The sequence below is a fragment of the Streptomyces cinerochromogenes genome, assembly GCF_014648635.1.
GTDB lineage: Bacteria > Actinomycetota > Actinomycetes > Streptomycetales > Streptomycetaceae > Streptomyces > Streptomyces cinerochromogenes.
Genome location: NZ_BMRM01000033.1, coordinates 40,258 through 56,513 on the forward strand (window position 1 = coordinate 40,258; position 16,256 = coordinate 56,513).

At 70.5% G+C, this 16,256-nt stretch carries 16 protein-coding genes and 4 pseudogenes; 7 read left to right on the plus strand and 13 right to left on the minus strand.

All coding sequences use genetic code 11. The features are described from left to right. Positions 1–239 precede the first annotated feature (239 nt). On the minus strand, positions 240–1,526 hold the full coding sequence (locus IEZ20_RS40225; protein ID WP_229896473.1) for a hypothetical protein: 1,287 nt from the start codon (positions 1,524–1,526) through the stop codon (positions 240–242). A 240-nt stretch (positions 1,527–1,766) separates the two neighbouring features. Between IEZ20_RS40225 and tpg the strand changes: the two genes are divergently transcribed. After that, positions 1,767–2,414, plus strand: a complete 648-nt coding sequence (tpg, locus tag IEZ20_RS40930) for a telomere-protecting terminal protein Tpg (protein ID WP_444545272.1) — start codon at positions 1,767–1,769, stop codon at positions 2,412–2,414. Between the two features lie 32 nt (positions 2,415–2,446). On the opposite strand, the gene IEZ20_RS38030 is transcribed toward tpg, so the two are convergent. The 7 genes and pseudogenes from IEZ20_RS38030 to IEZ20_RS38055 form a co-directional block, all read right to left on the minus strand. Continuing rightward, on the minus strand, positions 2,447–3,310 hold the full coding sequence (locus IEZ20_RS38030; protein ID WP_229896474.1) for a hypothetical protein: 864 nt from the start codon (positions 3,308–3,310) through the stop codon (positions 2,447–2,449). Between the two features lie 261 nt (positions 3,311–3,571). Further along, complete coding sequence (locus tag IEZ20_RS38035) at positions 3,572–4,345, minus strand: AAA family ATPase (protein ID WP_189307464.1); 774 nt, start codon at positions 4,343–4,345, stop codon at positions 3,572–3,574. Continuing rightward, positions 4,342–5,949 (minus strand): annotated as a pseudogene (locus tag IEZ20_RS38040) (TnsB C-terminal domain-containing protein). Before IEZ20_RS38040 ends, IEZ20_RS38035 begins: the two are co-directional and overlap by 4 nt. A 166-nt stretch (positions 5,950–6,115) precedes the next feature. After that, on the minus strand, positions 6,116–6,376 hold the full coding sequence (locus IEZ20_RS38045) for a hypothetical protein (RefSeq protein WP_189307466.1): 261 nt from the start codon (positions 6,374–6,376) through the stop codon (positions 6,116–6,118). Between the two features lie 165 nt (positions 6,377–6,541). After that, on the minus strand, positions 6,542–6,844 hold the full coding sequence (locus IEZ20_RS38050) for a YciI family protein (protein ID WP_189307468.1): 303 nt from the start codon (positions 6,842–6,844) through the stop codon (positions 6,542–6,544). A gap of 83 nt (positions 6,845–6,927) precedes the next feature. After that, positions 6,928–7,133, minus strand: a pseudogene (locus IEZ20_RS40935) (ATP-binding protein); the annotation flags it as partial. 442 nt (positions 7,134–7,575) lie between these two features. Next, positions 7,576–7,761, minus strand: a complete 186-nt coding sequence (locus IEZ20_RS38055; protein ID WP_189307470.1) for a hypothetical protein — start codon at positions 7,759–7,761, stop codon at positions 7,576–7,578. On the opposite strand from IEZ20_RS38055, the gene IEZ20_RS38060 reads away from it, so the two are divergent. Next, positions 7,751–8,041 carry a peptidase inhibitor family I36 protein gene (locus IEZ20_RS38060; RefSeq protein ID WP_229896477.1) on the plus strand — a complete coding sequence of 97 codons (291 nt, stop codon included), beginning with the start codon at positions 7,751–7,753 and terminating at the stop codon, positions 8,039–8,041. The two genes, IEZ20_RS38055 and IEZ20_RS38060, sit on opposite strands and share 11 nt — an antisense overlap. A gap of 196 nt (positions 8,042–8,237) precedes the next feature. Here IEZ20_RS38060 and IEZ20_RS38065 read toward each other — a convergent pair whose 3' ends face one another. Beyond that, positions 8,238–8,768 carry an NUDIX domain-containing protein gene (locus IEZ20_RS38065; protein WP_189307472.1) on the minus strand — a complete coding sequence of 177 codons (531 nt, stop codon included), beginning with the start codon at positions 8,766–8,768 and terminating at the stop codon, positions 8,238–8,240. Positions 8,769–8,840: 72 nt separating this feature from the next. Then, positions 8,841–9,368: a hypothetical protein gene (locus IEZ20_RS38070; RefSeq protein ID WP_189307521.1), complete on the minus strand. Its 528-nt coding sequence runs from the start codon at positions 9,366–9,368 to the stop codon at positions 8,841–8,843. Here IEZ20_RS38070 and IEZ20_RS38075 point away from each other — a divergent pair. Continuing rightward, positions 9,333–9,560, plus strand: a pseudogene (locus IEZ20_RS38075) (sulfite exporter TauE/SafE family protein); the annotation flags it as partial. The gene IEZ20_RS38070 and the pseudogene IEZ20_RS38075 overlap by 36 nt on opposite strands. A 278-nt stretch (positions 9,561–9,838) precedes the next feature. On the opposite strand, the gene IEZ20_RS38080 reads toward IEZ20_RS38075, so the two are convergent. The 3 genes and pseudogenes from IEZ20_RS38080 to IEZ20_RS38090 form a co-directional block, all read right to left on the minus strand. Continuing rightward, positions 9,839–10,435, minus strand: a complete 597-nt coding sequence (locus IEZ20_RS38080) for a cadmium resistance transporter (protein ID WP_189307474.1) — start codon at positions 10,433–10,435, stop codon at positions 9,839–9,841. Positions 10,436–10,648: 213 nt separating this feature from the next. Next, positions 10,649–11,097, minus strand: a pseudogene (locus tag IEZ20_RS38085) (transposase); the annotation flags it as partial. 58 nt (positions 11,098–11,155) lie between these two features. Further along, on the minus strand, positions 11,156–12,556 hold the full coding sequence (locus IEZ20_RS38090; RefSeq protein WP_189307476.1) for an MFS transporter: 1,401 nt from the start codon (positions 12,554–12,556) through the stop codon (positions 11,156–11,158). 90 nt (positions 12,557–12,646) lie between these two features. On the opposite strand from IEZ20_RS38090, the gene IEZ20_RS38095 reads away from it, so the two are divergent. The 4 genes from IEZ20_RS38095 (at position 12,647) to IEZ20_RS40640 (ending at position 16,241) form a co-directional block, all read left to right on the plus strand. Beyond that, positions 12,647–13,603, plus strand: coding sequence for a LysR family transcriptional regulator (locus IEZ20_RS38095; protein WP_189307478.1), 957 nt, complete (start codon positions 12,647–12,649; stop codon positions 13,601–13,603). Between the two features lie 412 nt (positions 13,604–14,015). Beyond that, on the plus strand, positions 14,016–14,246 hold the full coding sequence (locus IEZ20_RS38100) for a hypothetical protein (protein WP_189307480.1): 231 nt from the start codon (positions 14,016–14,018) through the stop codon (positions 14,244–14,246). Between the two features lie 304 nt (positions 14,247–14,550). After that, positions 14,551–15,051 (plus strand): hypothetical protein, encoded by a 501-nt coding sequence (locus tag IEZ20_RS38105; protein WP_189307482.1) that lies wholly within the window; start codon positions 14,551–14,553, stop codon positions 15,049–15,051. A gap of 611 nt (positions 15,052–15,662) precedes the next feature. After that, complete coding sequence (locus IEZ20_RS40640) at positions 15,663–16,241, plus strand: TnsB C-terminal domain-containing protein (RefSeq protein ID WP_308434729.1); 579 nt, start codon at positions 15,663–15,665, stop codon at positions 16,239–16,241. The last annotated feature ends 15 nt before the right edge of the window (positions 16,242–16,256 follow it).

Genomic DNA, 16,256 nt, shown 5'->3' on the forward strand with positions numbered 1-16,256 from the left:
AAGCGTACGCATGGCGTACGGGCCGCAGGTTGCCGTCGTCCTTCTGATCGCGGTCGTCATCGGCCTGGTTGTCGGGAGGGCTCACCTTCCTCAGCGGCGGTGCCGTTGGTCTGACCACAGCCGTCGGTATCCACGTGCTCCGCCCACTCATCGGCTGAGGTCCGGCCACGGTCTTCATGGATCTTCTGAAGGAGGCACCGTGGATCAGCTCCCCGCCGGGCTTCAGGAGAGGGCGCTGCTCATCGGGGGATGATCAGATCGGTGAGCTGCCCCGCGGTTGGCATCCGCCCGCGATTGACTACGACCGCGACGAAGATGACCACGACCGGCAGCAGAGGGACGAGAGCCGCGTCGGGCAGGCCGAGGAACGCTGCGCCAGCCATCACCAGGACGACCGTGAACCCCACCACGATCCCCCGCAGACGCTCTCTCGGTGCGGCCGGAGTCACGCCTGCGAGGTGGTCTGCGTCGAGAAGGTCGTCGATACGGCCCTCGTAGCGTTCGGCGATGGTCAGGAGCATCACGGTGAGGTCCTCCAGGGCAGGGCCCGGCTTAGAGTCCTGTCGTGCTTCGGCTTGCCGCAGCGCGCCCACCACCAGGGCGGCATGGGCTTTGAACTGCCGTTCGTTGTGTCGTCTGGCTCTGGCGCGGCGGGTGCGGTGGGCCCTCCAGATGGCGCGCTCGACCGGCTGCACGGAGACGCGTGGGATCTGGCAGTCCGGCTGGGTTTCCTCCCAGCGTCGAAGAACCGCGGCACACTGGGCAGCGACCGTCAGCAGGGCCACGACCGGCCAGCAGCGTCGGTCCTCCATGCGAGCGCTGTTCCCGTCCGCACGTCCGGTGAGGCCCTCAAGGTCGTAGGCGGCCAGTGTGGTGCCTCTGCCGGAGCTGGTCAGATTGACACGCTTGATGACCCGCACCTCGGCGATCAGAATCAGGACCACGAGCGAGAGCGCCGACACTCTGCTGATCGCGGAGGAGTCCCAGGTGACCACCGCCCTCGGCACGGCCACGAAACTGCTGAGCAGTTCCTGCTTCACACCAGGATGCGGTCCGGGGTCCGCGCTCCACCGCAAACCTTCCCAGTCGATCACGTCGTCGACGTGCCCCACGATGTACAGCAGCAGCACAAACCGGATGATCTTGAACGGCCCGGCCAGAGGCCGGGCACGCCACCACCGCACGACATACCCCGGGGCCAACCCATGGCCGCCGACACGATCTTGAATGCGCGGCGGCACCAACAGCATCTGCGTCAGAAGCGGAGCAGCTCGACGCACCCCCGAGTCGGCACGCCATCGCTCGAAGCGCTCCAAAGACGCCGATCCCCAGCGCTGAACTGGCCCAGGAACGACGAACAGAGCCATTGCGACCAGGACCAACCACGGAGTGACCGCGAAAAGGAGACCGTTCAGCACCTTCGCAGTCTCACGCATGCCACCGTCAACAGCCCGGGGAACGTGAGGAATCGACGACGGTGCATCGCGGCGCACCAGTGACGGAAGTGGTGTGGTCTTGCCCGGCACGTCTCTCTCCGGCTCCGCCTGGCCGCCCCGCCCCGTGGGATCACACGGCCTGGATGGGTGCGGCATCCGGACGGTCCAGGCCTCCATCCGGCGGGACTTTTCGGCCTCATACCTTGGTGGGACTCGGTACCGAAGGACAGCACCGGGGTGCCGGCAACGTCCGTCCTGACGCACGCCGCCAGCTTGTCGCCGGTTCCCCCAGGGGGCTCTTAGCCTGCGTCATCCAGTGCTGTCCCGAGAATGCAGAAACTGGCAGGCAGGGGCGGGCGATGCGGGAGAACTGGACGCTGCGGACTGTGGGGGCGCCGTCCGTGCCGGCTGGTCGCTTGGGGAGGCGGACGTGGGACAGATCGAGCAGGGACTGGAGCGCGCATTACGCACCCGGCCCATTCCCTCAAGCGCCTGCGGTTTTTACTGGTGGCGCACCAGGGTTCTACCGGGAGGGTGGCCACGGCGCTGGGGGTGTCGCAGCGCACTGTGCAGCGGTGGGTGACGAAGAAGTCCGGAGCACGTCGTCTGCCCGGTCCGCTGCAGGTCCGGGCGATCGAGGAAGCGGTGCTGGCTCGGTGGCAGCCCCGGATACGGGCCCGTCGACGTCCCCAGGCAGAGGCGGAAGGCTTCGTCTTCCATACCCGTGCGCGATTTGGGTTCACGGCTCCTGCCGGGTCTTCGGACGATCCGCGGGTGCGGTGGATCACCCAGGACCTGCCGGGAGAGGTAGCCCGGGAGCTGTTCGCCGCCCGGGATGCCGGCGCGGGCGAGCAGCAGCAGACGGTCATACTCGCCCGTGCGCTGGGGCACGCCTACTTTCGCGAGTGGGGCCGCCGGGCCCACGGCCTGCACGTGGTTTTCAGCGACGTCGAGTTCGCCGACTTCTCGATCGGCTGAGCCTGGCCCATCGAGCGAGCACTGCAGGGTGGTCAGCGTCGCGACGGCTTCGCTCGGTCAGCCGGAATCGCTCTATACCTCTCGGCTTCCTGGCGCTCGCGCCAATCCCACTCCACACGTCCGACCGGGCTTTTGCGGCGGGCTGTGGGCGGCTGGGGCGGGCGCAGCCTGGCCGTCTCCGCCATGCACAGCAGGTGCCCGCGGTCACCTGGCGCGGCGAGCAGCTCCTGGTCCTCGCCGGAAAGGAGCCGGGTGAAGCAGGCCGCGGCCCGCAGGAAGATGCCCGCCCAGGGCGGTACGGGGTAGGCGGCGCAGCCGTCGGTGTAGCGGGCGCGGTCGTGCAGGGCGAGTGTGGTCGCGGCGTCGTCGTAGTCGCGGGGGCGTGCGGTGGCGAGTTGCTGGAGGGAGGCGCCGGTGAACAGTGCGGCGGCGACGGCTGCGGCCAGGCGAGGGTGTGCACTCGCCGCGTGCAGCCGATAGGCGACGCGCTGGGCGGTGTGCGCGGTGAGAGGCACGGGCGGTGGGCGGTGCCGCCAGGCGATCGGGGGCGGCGTGCACGGGTCGGCGCAGGGGCGGGGGCTGTCGTAGGAGACGAGGCGTTCCCGTGCCGGCAGGATGAGCCACCGGCTGGCTGGCGCGGCAGGCTCGTCTGCGGGCGGGGGTTCGGCGACAGGCGTGCCGTAGTAGTGGCGGCGGGCGGCCTCGAAGTCGGCGGTGAGGGAGTAGTCGGCCGTCCGCAGGGCCTTGTGCAGAGCGGCGGGAAGGTGTGGGCGGTGGCAGACCAGGGTCAGGTGGAGACCGGTGCGGTCCTGTAGCTGCAGGAGTCGCATCGTGTGGCGGGCGGTGAGGCGGTGGGCGCGCAGGACGGTCAGCCGGGTGACGGGCAGGGCGGTCATCCAGGCCGTGGCGGCTTCCCAGGCGGGCTGGCGGCCGCCGGGAAAGCGGCCCGGGAGTAGGGGGGTGGTTTGCCCAGGGCGGCGAGAAGGTCGTGGGCGAGGCCGGTTTCGCTGGTGGTGCCCGGGCCGGGGTGCAGGGTGATCCGGCCGGACGGCGGATGGTGGGCGGCCAGAGCGGTGTGCGTGTGCAGCGTGTCGTCGTGGCGGTCGAGAACCACGGTGACGGACGGGTGCGGCGGGGCGGAGGCATGGGCGGTGTGGTCAGGCGAGGCGGCTGAAGGCCCAGCGCAGCAGCTCCTGGTCGACGCGCGGGCGACCTGTGCGGGCCAGGGCGGTGCGGGCCAGGGCGGTGCGGGCCAGGGCGGTGCGGGTGTGGGCGGTCAGCTGGGCCCAGGCGCGGAAGTTGCCGTGTGCGGCGTGGCTGTCGGCGAAGGTGATGTCCTTGGGGTCGGCGTCGGCCCAGACCGGGTGGAACAGCGGGATGATCTCGAGGACCTCGTCGGGTGTGAGGCGGGTGAACTGCTGCCAGATGAAGATGCGGGAGGAGAGCATCGGCTCGCGGCGCAGCACGGTGTGGCAGCCCGCGCCACCGACGAAAATGATCGCGAGCCGGGTGGAGGGTTCGTCCCACAGGTAGCGGAGGTATTCGAACGCCTCCCCGTTGAGCCACTGCGCCTCGTCGACGAGGAAGGTGCGGGGGCGTTCGGCCAGGGCCGTCTTCAGCAGGCGGTCGAACTCGCTGGGGTGGCGCGGTGGCTCGCCGGCCAGGTCCAGCGCGGTGAGCAGTTCATAGCGCACCGCACGGGCCGTGGGCCGGGCCCGGAAAGTGATCTTGCGGACGTCCTCGCCCGGTTCGAGTGCGCGCAGGCAGATGTTGACGGCGAGGGTCTTACCGAAGCCGGCACCGCCGTGGATGCACATCATCGCGCGTGCGGCGACCGTGTCGGTGATGTTCTCCCGCGCCGCCAGCAGCGCGCGGGTGGTGACCACGGAGGCGTCCGGCAGGTCGACGTACTGGTAGGTGGCCGCGGTCACGAGGCGTCTCCGTCTTCATCGGTGGTGGAAGGTGCGGCCCGCCCGTCGCGGCCGTCCGGGGCGGAGGCGCCGTCACGGCCGTACGGGTGCCGGACGGGCGGCCCTGGTGTGGTCAATGCGGCCAGGGAAGCCGGGGTGCGCCAGTCGGCCGTGCGCGGCGTGCGGGATGAGGTCTGGCATCGCGAGCTGCGCGAGGTCGGAGTCGGCGGTCTGGGCGAGTTCGGCGTCGGCCTGCGCGGTGGTCAGCGCGCCGAGCCGCCGGGGGGCTTCGGGCTGGTTCACGGCGGCGTAGCGCTCGCGCTGCGAGGCCTGAAGGTCCTTCTTCGGGCGGCGTGCGCGAGCGGACCGCGCCCTTCGTACGCGCTGATCTGTTCGTCGGTGGCCTGGTCGGCCAGGTCCGCGGGGCCCAGGTAGCGGCCGGTGGCGGCGTGGTAGACCTCGATGCGGTGGTCGTGGTGAGGCATGAAACGGATACGGACCTGGATCCCGGCCTGGCCGGTCATCCACGCACCCACGTAGTCGCGTCTGCGGAAGCGGATGCCGCGGGTGGTCAGCGTGCGGGTACCGGCGTCCTCAAGGGTGAACGTCCGCAGATCCGCGGCCGGCACGTCCCGCAGCGGGGTGGGATCGTCCTGCCACGCCTGAAGCGGAGTCCTGCCCCGCAACGGTGAGGGGCGGTGCTCGGTGTTCCACCACAGCGTCCAATCCAGCAGCCGGGCGGTGAAGTCCTCGAAGCCAAGCAGCACCTCGTCCTCCGGCCGGGAAGCCCGTTTGCCGGGGCGCGGCTGGCGGGCATAGCCGGGCAGCGCGGCCAGGAACATGCCCTCCACCGCCCGGTTCAGGCCCTCCACGGTGCCCTTGAGGTGCGGGGTGTAGGCGGGCAGGTCCTCCACCGTCACGTCCAGCAGATCGAACGCGGCGGTCACCGTCCGGGACAGGAATTCCTTACCACGGTCCACCCGTACCTTCTCGGGCACGCCGCCGAACGGGCCGTAGGGTTCCTCACGCAGGACCGCGGAGCGCAGCGCGGCCAGCACCGACTCCCACGACGGATCCCCCGGCGTGACCGCGATGCCGGTGATCGCGTTCGTCGAGCAGTCGGTGAACCAGGTGATCCACGGCCTGCGGGCCTTGCCCTCGACGTCGACCAGCACCGGCACCTGGAAGTGGTCGGTCTCCCCCACCTGGTTGCGCCAGCCCCGCGGCGGGGCCAGGAACACATCGTGCTTGCGGATCGCCCGCTCCCCTCCCGCGAGCCCGGCCCGCTCCCCCGGCGTCAGATCACGGCGGATCGCCCGGTGCAGCGTCGGAATCGACGGAGGCGGATCCCCCTCGCCCCTGGCCGCGCGAGCGGTCAGCTCACGATGCACCGCCGCGACGTTGCCCTTCCACAAGGCCAGCAGGCGGCGCACTTCCGGAGTGACGGAGAAGCGGTCCTTGCTCTGGGCCCGCGCCCCGGGCTCCGCGGCCGCGGCCTCGTCACGCTCGGCAGCGGCAAGCCACCGCCACACCGTCCGCTCGGTCACTTCCAACGACTGAGCCATCAGCCGTACATGCCGGGTCGTCAGTTTCTGGTCCTGCCGCAGGGCGAGCAGCCGGCGCACGGCAGGGCCGCGCAGCGCCGACAGGGAGGTGGTCAGCCGGATGCGCGCCGCGACACCTCCATGCCGCCGGCCGCCCTGCCGGAGGAGGCCGTTCCCGTCATGAGCCGCCCGGCCCGGTGCCGCACGGTTTCTGGCAGCACCGCAAGCCCGCGGTGGCGCGATCCCTTCAGCGTTTGTCCACCGGTTCGTGGGCGGGCACCTGGCCGACACCGCGCCGCTGGCGGTCGCCGGAGAGCGCGACGATCCGGTGGACCGGCAGCGCGACGGCCGGGTGGCCGCCGGTGGGGGAGAAGCCCACCCGGCCGGTATCGGGCTCGACGTACGTGACCGTGCCGTACAGCCGGTGGAGCGCGGTATCCGGCCGCCTCCCGCACTCGACGTCCACCCACAGCTCGCATACGCCGGACCCGCGGTCCGGGCCGCCCATCGTTCCGCCGCGCGGCTACGGTGTCGACGATCACATCGCATCCCGGAGGCCGTCCGCCTGCTGGCGAATTCCTCACCCCTGTGGTCAGCGAATTCCCCACCCTCCCGTCCGGTGTGCACTGGTCATCTGAGGGCTGAGGAGGTGAGTGGCGACAACCGGTGAGGGTCAACAGCCCGGGTTCAGCACCTCGTTCAAGGCAGGGTGCACGCGTCCTGGAGTGATCGTGGTGATGGTGTATTCCGCGACGTTGTTGACGACGAAGGGGTCTTGAGCGGTGATCTCCTCGATCGCGGAGCGGTCGACGCCGTGGGCGATGATCACGCCGCCAATTGACGTGGGGACGGTTTGGCCGGAGACCAGAAAGGTGCCGTCCTGATGGTGTCGTTCCAGGTAGGCGACGTGGCCGGGGATGAAGGGCTCCGCAGCCTGTTCCGGGGCCGTGTAGTGCAGTGACAGCAGATGCAACATGATCCTCTCCGGTTCGTGCAGGGTCCGGAGAGGATCATGTCACCGCGTCCGGGACGGGCCCGTCTGCAGGGCTGGGCGGTTGGCTACCGCTTCGGATCGGTAGGGTCGGCTGGGCCCTTGGGCCGCTTGTTGGGCCGCTGGCTTGGGCCGTTCTGATCACCTGGTGGCCAGCGTTGATCAGCCGGTCCAGAAGTCACTCCGCGACGACGGGGTTGGGGAAGAGCGGATACCAGTCGCTCGGCGCCCTGTTGCTGGTGATGATCAGGGAGCGCCCCTGCCGTTTCGCCAGTCTGTGCTTCGCAGGAGAAAGAGAGGCAGTCGGTCGGGGGGCTTGCCCGGTTCAGGCACGGTGCGAGAAGTCACACGTCCCGCCGCGCGGGAGCAGCAGCCGAACTTTCCTTTCAGGTGCCCGTCACACGGGAAGCGGCTCCGGTCGGCGAGCCAGTGTCATCGCTCTCCGGCCGCACCCGACAACCCCCCTGAAGGGCACCACCGAGCACCACCTACACACACTGCCAAGGAACGACCGCCTACCCAGCCCCCGGCAACCGCCGCAGGGCTTCGTCGTGCTGCCCGAAGGGCACCCTGCCCGCGTACGAGACACTCCCCCGCTTCACCGCCGACCTCCAGAACCTCGGCCCCTGTCCAGCGCCGGCGCTGCAAACGGCCGTGAGCCCGGACCCGTGTCCGGGCTCACGGCTGTCACTGCAGCAGCTCCGGTGCAGCTACGGTCACTGCGCTCCAACGCTGATGCCGTAGCTGTCGGTCCGACGGAGCACCACAGCCTCCTGAACGGGTGCGGGCCATACCTGGATGAGGTACCACTCGGTGGCATCGTCCGGGGCGAGGTCGACGGCGGTGTCCCGGCTGCGCGCATGCACGCGCAGCCGGTAGTCACCGGGGCCGTTGAAGGACAACTCGAGCAACTCCTCGTCCGACATCGACTTCAACGGCCAGCCCTACGTCAAACGCGCCGTCGACGGGTCGGTGCGGCACCTGCCGGACTACATCCGCGGCGAGGGCAGCTCCATCATCAACAACAGCAGCCTCACCGCACGCGTCTACCAGAAGGACAACTACTTCGGCCGGCACGTCTGCATCGGACGCGAAGGCAGCACCATCAGCGACCTGCGCTCCTACCAACTCAACGACACCACACACAGCCTCCGCAACAACAACACCCCCTGCGGCGCCTGATAACCGCCGGGAGAGCCCCCCCCGGACCAACCCCATAGACCGACCTGCCAGGCGCCATGGTCCGCGGCGGCGACGAGGCCCGCGTCCAGCGGGACGGCAGAGCCCGGCGCGCGGGACGGCGGGCTTCGCCCGGGCCGACGCCGGGGCGCCGCAGCCCGGGGGCGAACCAACCTCCACACCCCGTGGACGGTCCTGCTCAGCCCGTCAGCGACAGGACCAGTGCGGCGCTGGGAGCGCAGCGGAGCCGGCCCTCGCGTACGGCAGCGACGGCTTCCGGCAGAGGGACGCGGAGGACCCTGAGGTCCGCCTCGGACGACTCCGCAGCGGTCGGACCGGACGTCGGCTGGTCGACGCGCCACAGGTGGACCCGGCAGTTGGTGAGGCCCGGAAGGGGGTGGAGGAAGCCGTGCCCGATCCAGGTGCCGCCGTGGTACCCCGTCTCCTCGGCCAGCTCACGCCGCGCCGCGCTCAACGCGTCGTCGTCGTCCGGGTCGACGGCCCCGCCGGGCAGCTGCCACAGGGCACCGGCAAGGTAGTGGTACTGCTCGACCAGGAGGAGCTGCCCGTCGACGAGAGCCGCCACCCGCACCTGGTCGGGTGCCTGGACCCAGTCGTAGTCGCCACGCCGTCCGTCAGGTCCGGTGACCTCGTCACGGTGTGCCTGAAAACGGGGGGTGCGGTACGGCGTCGTACTGCTGTACCTGGTCCACGGTCCTCTGTGCTCCACAAGGAGCACCGTACCGGCCCGGCAGGCGGGTCCGGTCGGACACGGCTCCCTGGGGTGCCAGCTGCTCACGGGTCAACGGGGCAGCGCCACGGTACGGGGGCAGTGACCCAAGGGTGCGTCGATCATCGCTTCAGCGTCCCGGACGCCGGCGAGTCGCGCGAACGCCAACAGGTAGTGGCGGGCATTGTCCTGGAGCAGCCGCAGTTCGGCGCGGCAGTCCGCAGCGAGGGGCCACTCCGTCTCGGGACGTCCCGGTGACGCCTCCTCGAAGGCCCGCAGACGCGGGTGCCAACGGGACAGAAACGGACGCAGTTCGAGGTTGAGAAAGTTCACGGCCAGGCACTCCACGGTCATCCCGACGCTCACATGAGTGGAGGGGCGACTAACCTTCAGCGTTTCCCGGGTGGTCGCGAACAGACCGTACAGGGACGTCAGGGCCTCCCGCAGCAGGCCGTCCTCGTCGTCGAGTCGCTGCACCGACACACGCGTCACCGACTCGACGAACAGCTGCCAGGCGACCTGTCGCGAGTCGTTGTTCACCACGAAGGTGAGTTCACTGAGCTGCGGACCGTACGCCCGGCCCCACCTCACACTCGCCACCAGCCTTCGCCCCACGCAACGACGTCACTGGCCCTGGCTGTCGGCGTGGCCGGCGGCATCTACAAAATCGGGGGCGGCTCGCTGCTCGGCCCGATCCTCGTCGGCCGCGGCGCACCGGTCGCCACCGTCGCACCCGCCGCCCTGGCCTCCACCTTCGTGACTTCCATCGTCGGCGCGGCCACCTACGCACTGCGGTAAGGGCGTGCTCGTGGTGAGGCGGCTCCATAGGCGAGTTCCGGTGCGACGGGATGGACGCTTTGCCGGACCGGGTTGGTTCGGGCCCGGTCCGGCCGTGCAAGGACGTACCCGCGTGGGCGGCTCCTGCAGCCGGATCGCATGGCTGCGGGCGCCGGTGCTGAGAGCGGGGTGGCTCTGCTCACCAGGTTCGACAGCACATGTGCACCAGTTTGGGAGGTGCGTGGACGGTGTGGGAATTCGAACGGGCTCCCTGCCTGGGAGTTCCAGGTGCCTCACAGGCCGAAGACGCCGCCCTCGATGAGGATGAGCAGGCCGATGGTGATCAGGACCAGGGGCAGCAGGATGTGTCCCCAGCGGCTGAGGGCCTTGGCGATGACGGGGCGGGTGGCGAAGAAGCGGCCCGCGAAGCACCACACGGCCACCAGGATCAGGAAGACGATCGCGTACACGCTCATGCCGCCGACGCCGGCGGTGGCGAGGACGGGAACGTAGACCCCGATGTTGTCGCCGCCGTTGGCGGACGTGACCGCGGCGACCTCCAGTGCCTTCGGGCCGCCCTCGGTCGTCTCCTGTTCGTCGTCCTCGTCGTCGCGGTGCTTCCACGCCTGCCAGGCCGCCTTGAGCCCCAGGGCGAGGGGCAGCAGGCCGAGGTAGGGGATCGCCGGCTCGGGCAGGAAGGTGGCGCCGAACGCGGCGGCGACCGCCACGGCGAGGATGGCGGCGAAGCCGAGGTACTGGCCGACGACGATCCGGCGAACGGAGCCGTGCTGTCCGGCGCCCTGGGCGAAGAACAGCGACAGGATCAGGATGTCGTCGATGTTGCTGACGGCGAACAACCCGGCGGCCTGCCCGACGATGCCCAGGTTCACGAGTGGGTGCCCTCTACTTCAGCGCGAGTGTCCCGGTGACGCTACCGGGAGCCCTCACCATGCCCTCGCTGGGGCCGAGGTTCAGTGCTGCTGCTTCTCATGAACATCGAACACGACCACGTCAGGGCGCCTCCCGAAGTGATGGACCACCTCTGTCGAGAGTCGTGAACAAAGCCAGAGCGGGCCTAGAGGTTGTCCCGTATGGCGCGGTGACTATCCCGTGAGGGCCAGGTTGTGGAGCCGAGCGATGCCGAGCATCGCCCGGTGAACACCGTGGCCCTTGAGCAGGCAGTCCCGCAGGATCTTCCAGTTCTTCAACCGCGACAGGGCGTGTTCCACCCGGGCTCGCACCCGGCGGTGGACGGCGTCTTCCGCTTCTTGCTGTGGGCTGAGGTGAGTCTGACCTCGGCGTTTGCGGTGCGGGATGAGCGGGCCGGTGCCCTGGTATCCGCCGTCGGCGATGGTCGGTGTGCCGCGCAGGCTCGCTCGACGCCAAACTCCGTGAACGCCCGGCCGTCGTTGCGGCTGCCGGGCAGCGGCAGGCCGATCGCCACCACCAGGCGGCTGTTGGCGTCGATCACGACCTGCAGGTTCGTCGAGTACCGATAGTTCTTGCTGGATGCGGCCACGCTGCGATCACGGGTGGACATCATCTCTTGATCGCAGCGCACCCAGCACGGCGCCGGGCGGCACCGCCGCCATCGCCCCCAACGGGGAAACTCAGGCCCTCGGCCCCGCCGTCGCCTTCGCCACCAGGAGCACTGCCGCCAGGCCTGTGCCGATGAGGACGTAGCCGGAGGCGGTGAGCGCGCCGAGGGTGCCGAGCACCGCGACGCCGAGGGCCGAGCCGGCCTGACGGATGCCGTTGAGTGCGCCCTGGCTGGTGGCGGCGTACTCCGGAGGGGCGGAGACGGCCATCGCGGCGGCGGCGCCGGGGATGGACAGGGTGCCGGTCGCGGCGAGGGCCAGCTCGGCGGCGAGGATCAGCGGCAGCGGCGGGTGCTGACCCCTGGCGAAGGCCAGCAGCACACCGGAGACGACGGCGGCGGACATGCCGGTCAGCAGGATCGGGCGGGGGCCGTGGCGGGCGACGAGCCGGCCGGTGAAGAACGGCATGACACAGACGGGGAAGGCGATCGGCAGCGAGGCGAGACCGGCCTCGAACGGGGGCAGACGGTAGGTGCGCTGCAGCCATACCGCGAACATGTACATACCACCGAAGTAGGCGAAGCAGGACACTGCGGCGGCGACCATCGCGGCCCGTACTCCGGGCAGCGCCAGCAGGGCCGGTGGCAGGACCGGGGAGGCCGCCCGGCGCTCGACGAGGGCGACCACGACGAAGCAGACCAGTGCGGCCGCGACGGGCGTCAGGGCCTGCGGCGAGCCCCAGCCCTGCGTGCCGGCCTCGACCAGGCCGAAGGTGAGCAGGCCGAGCCCGGCGGTGGACAGGGCGAGGCCCGGACGGTCCAGGGCTCGGGTGGCACGCAGCGGCGGTACGGGCAGCCGGCGGGCAAGGAGCAGCGCGGCCAGCGCGATCGGCGGGTTGACGAGGAACACCAGCCGCCAGCCGCCGAGTTCGACCAGGGCGCCGCCGAGTACCGGTCCGGCGGCGGCTCCCAGGCCGCTGAGCGCGGTCCAGGCGCCGATGGCGCGGGTGCGCCGTGCGGGGTCGGGGTTCAGGTGGATCAGCAGCGCCAGGGAGGCGGGCACCAGACCGGCGCCCGCGGCCCCGAGCAGCGCCCGGCCGGCGATGAGGGCGCCGACGTCGGGCGCGAGGGCGCACACGAGGGACAGGGCGGCGAAGAGGCCGAGCGCGGTGGCGTACACGCGCCGGGCACCCCATCTGTCGGCGATGACGCCGCCGGCGAGCAGCAGCCCGGCGAAGACGACGGTGTAGGCGTCGACGGCCCAGGGCAGCGCGGCGGCGGCCGGGTGCAGAGACTTCTGCACGTCGGGCACGGCCACGTTGAGGATCGAGGTGTCGAGCAGGACGAGCAGGTTGCCGGCGGCGATGCCGGCGAACGTCAGCTTGGCGAGCGGCGTGGACGGTGCGGGCGTCCCGGCAGACGCCCCCGGCGTCGCGACGCCGGCGGGGCGGGTCGGGGAGTCGGCTGTGGTCATGACCGCAGCGTGCGCCAACGGCCCTGGACCTGCGACGCCGCACATCCGATACCCCCATCGGAAAGTCCGATGGGGGATTATGCTGCCGCCGTGGACTCTCGCTATCTGCGCGCTCTCGTCGCGGTCGCCGACCAGGGCGGCATCTCCGCCGCCGCCCAGGCGCTGGGATACGCGCAGTCGAGCCTCAGCGCCCAGATCAAGCGGCTCGAGGCGGATCTCGGGGTGAGCGTGCTGGTGCGCTCGGGCACCGGGGCGGTGCTCACGGAGGCCGGCGCCCGGCTGCTGCCGCACGCCCGCGAGGCCCTGGAACTGGAGGAGCAGATGCGCCGGGCGGCGCGCGGCGACCGGCCTCGGCTGCGGATCGGGGCGCAGGAGTCGCTGGCACACGTGTGGATGCCGGATGTGCTCGCCGCGCTGGAGTACGGGGCGAACGGCACCGACAGCGGCGTGGACGCGGAGCTGACGGTCGCCAACCGGCGGACACTGGAAGCGGCCTTCAGCGCAGGCGAGTTGGACCTGGTCTTCCAGTACGACAACGGCATCGGGGCCCTCGGTCCGCACACGGTCGTCGGGCACGACCGGACGGTACTGGTCGCGGCGCCGAGCCATCCGCTGGCCCGCAAGGACGTCGTGACGCCCGGAGACATGCTGCGGTACGACTTCCTGGTGGCCGAGCGTGGGTGCACCTCGGAGATGCTGGTGGACCGCTTCGGCCGCGATCTGCTGGCCGGGGACCAACTGGCGATGATCCAGGGCTCGTTGTCAGCACTGCTTCGGCTGACCGGACACGGGCACGGGGTGACGCTGCTGCCGGAACTGGCGGTAACCCGGGAGCTACAGGAGGGGGAGCTGGTCGAGTTGCGGCTGACCGAGCGGATCCGCCCGGTCAGCATCGTCGCCCAGTGGCGGCCCCGGCTCGGTGCGGCCGAGCGCGGCCTGCACGCGCTGCTCGACGTAGCCCGACGGGCCGACCCGCTTCCCGAGGCGACCCGCGCGGCAGGCCCGGCAGGTAGCCCGGTACGGGCTTCGGCGATCAGGCGGCGTTGAGAGGCGGGCTGCCCGCGGAACACCCCCACGCCCGCTGACCGCGAAGGCGGGCTGGAACCACATCACCTGCCCGCCCGGCGACGCGATCCGGTGGATACACCAGAGGCGTGTGCACCACCACACCGGGCCGGGTGGCACCCATCTTCCGTGCGGTGCACGTACGCCTCACAGGTGCAAGCCCTCGTGCAGAGGGAGCCGCACAGACACGGAACGCTCCAACGCCCCCACTCGAAGCGGGAACCGCTGTGGAATGGCTCCCCCGTGTCCGCTGGTGGTCTTGGTTCTCCTGTTCCCTCGGCTCCAGACTGCGGACACGCAGACCCAGACATCCGGTCGTCGCGTCCGCGCCCGCCCATCCCACCAGGCCCTGCGCCCCGTCCAGCTGATCGCGCCGCGCGGGACGTCCCCCGCGGTGCAGCTCACCGCTCTGGTCCTGCCGGCCCACACGTCCGACGGCTTCGGAAGCCCGGAAGGCGACGTCCTTGCCCGGCTCGGCGGTCACGCCCCGCAGCAGGTGGAGGATCTCCTCGACCAACTGCTCCGCTGCCGTCTCCTGGCCGCCTGGCAGCCCCTCAGGGAACACGACGAGATCTGCTGCGCCTGCCAACGCGACGCACCGAGCAACGCCACACCAGGAAGGTGATCACCTGGCAGCCCTCGTGTCCCTCCGAAACGGCGCGGAAGGCAGCACCTTGAAGCCGCGTCCCGCCACGGTGAGATGAAAGACGCACGGCAGGTGGGCCGCAGCTCCCGGCCCACGGCGGCAGGGGTCAGATCCGGTCATGTTGTTTCGAGGCAGAGTGAGACGCCATGAGACTCAGGGAGACACCGACGGACACCCATGAACGCCAATGAACGACAACGACCGCCAACACCCCTGGCCAGGCGTTTCCGAGACGGGGCACCGGGTTGTTTCGACGTTGAGGAGGAGAGCAACACTTGCCGGTATGACGAGCTTTCAGCAAAGGAAGGCCGTGGGCGACGCGCACGAAAAACGTGTCGCTGAGGAACTCGCCCTGCGCGGATGGGACGTCAGCCCCTGGGGCCAGGGCGTGCTGACAGAGGCGGTGCGAGTCGCCCTGCGGGGCACCGAGAGTTCGCTGCGGTGGACACCCGATCGGGTGGCCGCCAAGGACCGGCAGGTGTTTTTGATCGACTGCAAGAGCCGCATGACCAGCCGCATCACCCAGCGCCATGCGGTGGAGCGGGCCGCCGTCATGGCGCACCTCCAGCTCGCCGCATGGACGCAGCTGCCGATCTGCTACGTCTTCGACAACCTCGACGTCCTCACTCCCCTGGACGTCCTGATACTGGGCCGCACAGGTCCGCAACCCACCGCAGGCTCAGGCTCCCCCTACCACCTGGTGCCCACGAGATACTCCCTCCCATTCGACGAGGTGTTCGGAACCACGCAGCAGCTAGACACCTCAAAACTCGGCGCCGCCTGACCCCGTCGTGATATGCAACTGGTCGGCCGATGACGACAACTGACCACGTTGCGCGCATGGTCGGGCAAAGAAGCGGTCCCCCTTCGTTCTCAGTGGCCGGGCATTGCCGTGCGGACGCTAGCGTCCCCCCGGAGTGCGCACTTCTGCGGGACGCTGGACGTCATAGGGGAAGCGGTCTTGGAACTTCTCACCCTCAGAACGGACTATGCGGCCAAAATCGATGCCGACCTGGAGCTCGTCGAGAAGGAACGCGAGCGTGTCCGTGCGGAGATCACCGCGTTGCACGATCAGCTGCACACCCTGGACGGCAATCACGCGCCGCTACCGAGCATGCAGGAGGCTCTATCGGGTCACTCCCCCGCCACCTGTCCGGAGCCGGGACCGGACGGTGCAGCCACGACCGGCCGCAATCCTGCCGCTCCGCCTGCGTCCGACGGCGTGAGCGTTTCGACGGGCGGGCGTTCACCCCAGCTACGGCGCTGCGGCCCGGCGAGCAGGTCCAGGTCGACACCACCCGCCTGGACGTCCTCGCCCTCTTCGACGCCGGCCGCCTCGCCCGGCCCGAACCCACCATCGCCGTCGACGTCACCGCCCGCGCCATCCCCGCCGCCGTGCCGTGCCCGAATGCGACCAAGGCCGTCGACGCGGCGCTGCTGCTGGCAGAGATGACCGTTCCGCACCCCGCCCACCCAATTTCGCCGGACATCCTGGACCACGCCCCCGCACTCCCCCACCAGCGGCCGACCGCGCTGGACGAACGACTGACCGGGACTGCAGCTTGGTCCTTCGTCCTGCCCGAGACGATCGTCGCCGACCGCGGCAAAGCCTTCGTCTCCGCCGCGTTCACCGCCGCCTGCGAACACCTCGGCATCAGCGCCCAGCCTGCCCCGCCCCGCGCCCCTACCGCCAAAGGCATCGTCGGACGGACCTTCGACACCCTCAACCACCTGCTCCGCCAACACCTGCCCGGCTACACCGGATCCGACGTCACCCGCCGCGGCCCCGACACTGAACAAGAGGCCTGCTACAGCGTCCCCCAGCTCCAGGACCTGCTCGACGGTTGGCTGGTGCACTACCACCACCAGCCCCACGAAGGCCTGCGCCACCCGATGATGCCGAAAAAGGCCCTCACCGCAAACCAGATGTGGGCCGCGCTGGTCGCGTCGCCGGGTACGTGCCCGTCCCGCTGACCGGCAGCGACTACC

What these genes read in the sequence shown, in the direction of transcription:
- tpg (WP_444545272.1), top strand. Translation starts at nt 1,767, where the DNA reads ATGCAGAAACTGGCAGGCAGGGGCGGGCGATGCGGGAGAACTGGACGC.
- IEZ20_RS38045 (WP_189307466.1), bottom strand. Translation starts at nt 6,376, where the DNA reads ATGGGCGGCCCGGACCGCGGGTCCGGCGTATGCGAGCTGTGGGTGGAC.
- IEZ20_RS38090 (WP_189307476.1), bottom strand. Translation starts at nt 12,556, where the DNA reads ATGACCACAGCCGACTCCCCGACCCGCCCCGCCGGCGTCGCGACGCCG.
- IEZ20_RS38105 (WP_189307482.1), top strand. Translation starts at nt 14,551, where the DNA reads ATGACGAGCTTTCAGCAAAGGAAGGCCGTGGGCGACGCGCACGAAAAA.
- IEZ20_RS38050 (WP_189307468.1), bottom strand. Translation starts at nt 6,844, where the DNA reads ATGTTGCATCTGCTGTCACTGCACTACACGGCCCCGGAACAGGCTGCG.
- IEZ20_RS38030 (WP_229896474.1), bottom strand. Translation starts at nt 3,310, where the DNA reads ATGACCGCCCTGCCCGTCACCCGGCTGACCGTCCTGCGCGCCCACCGC.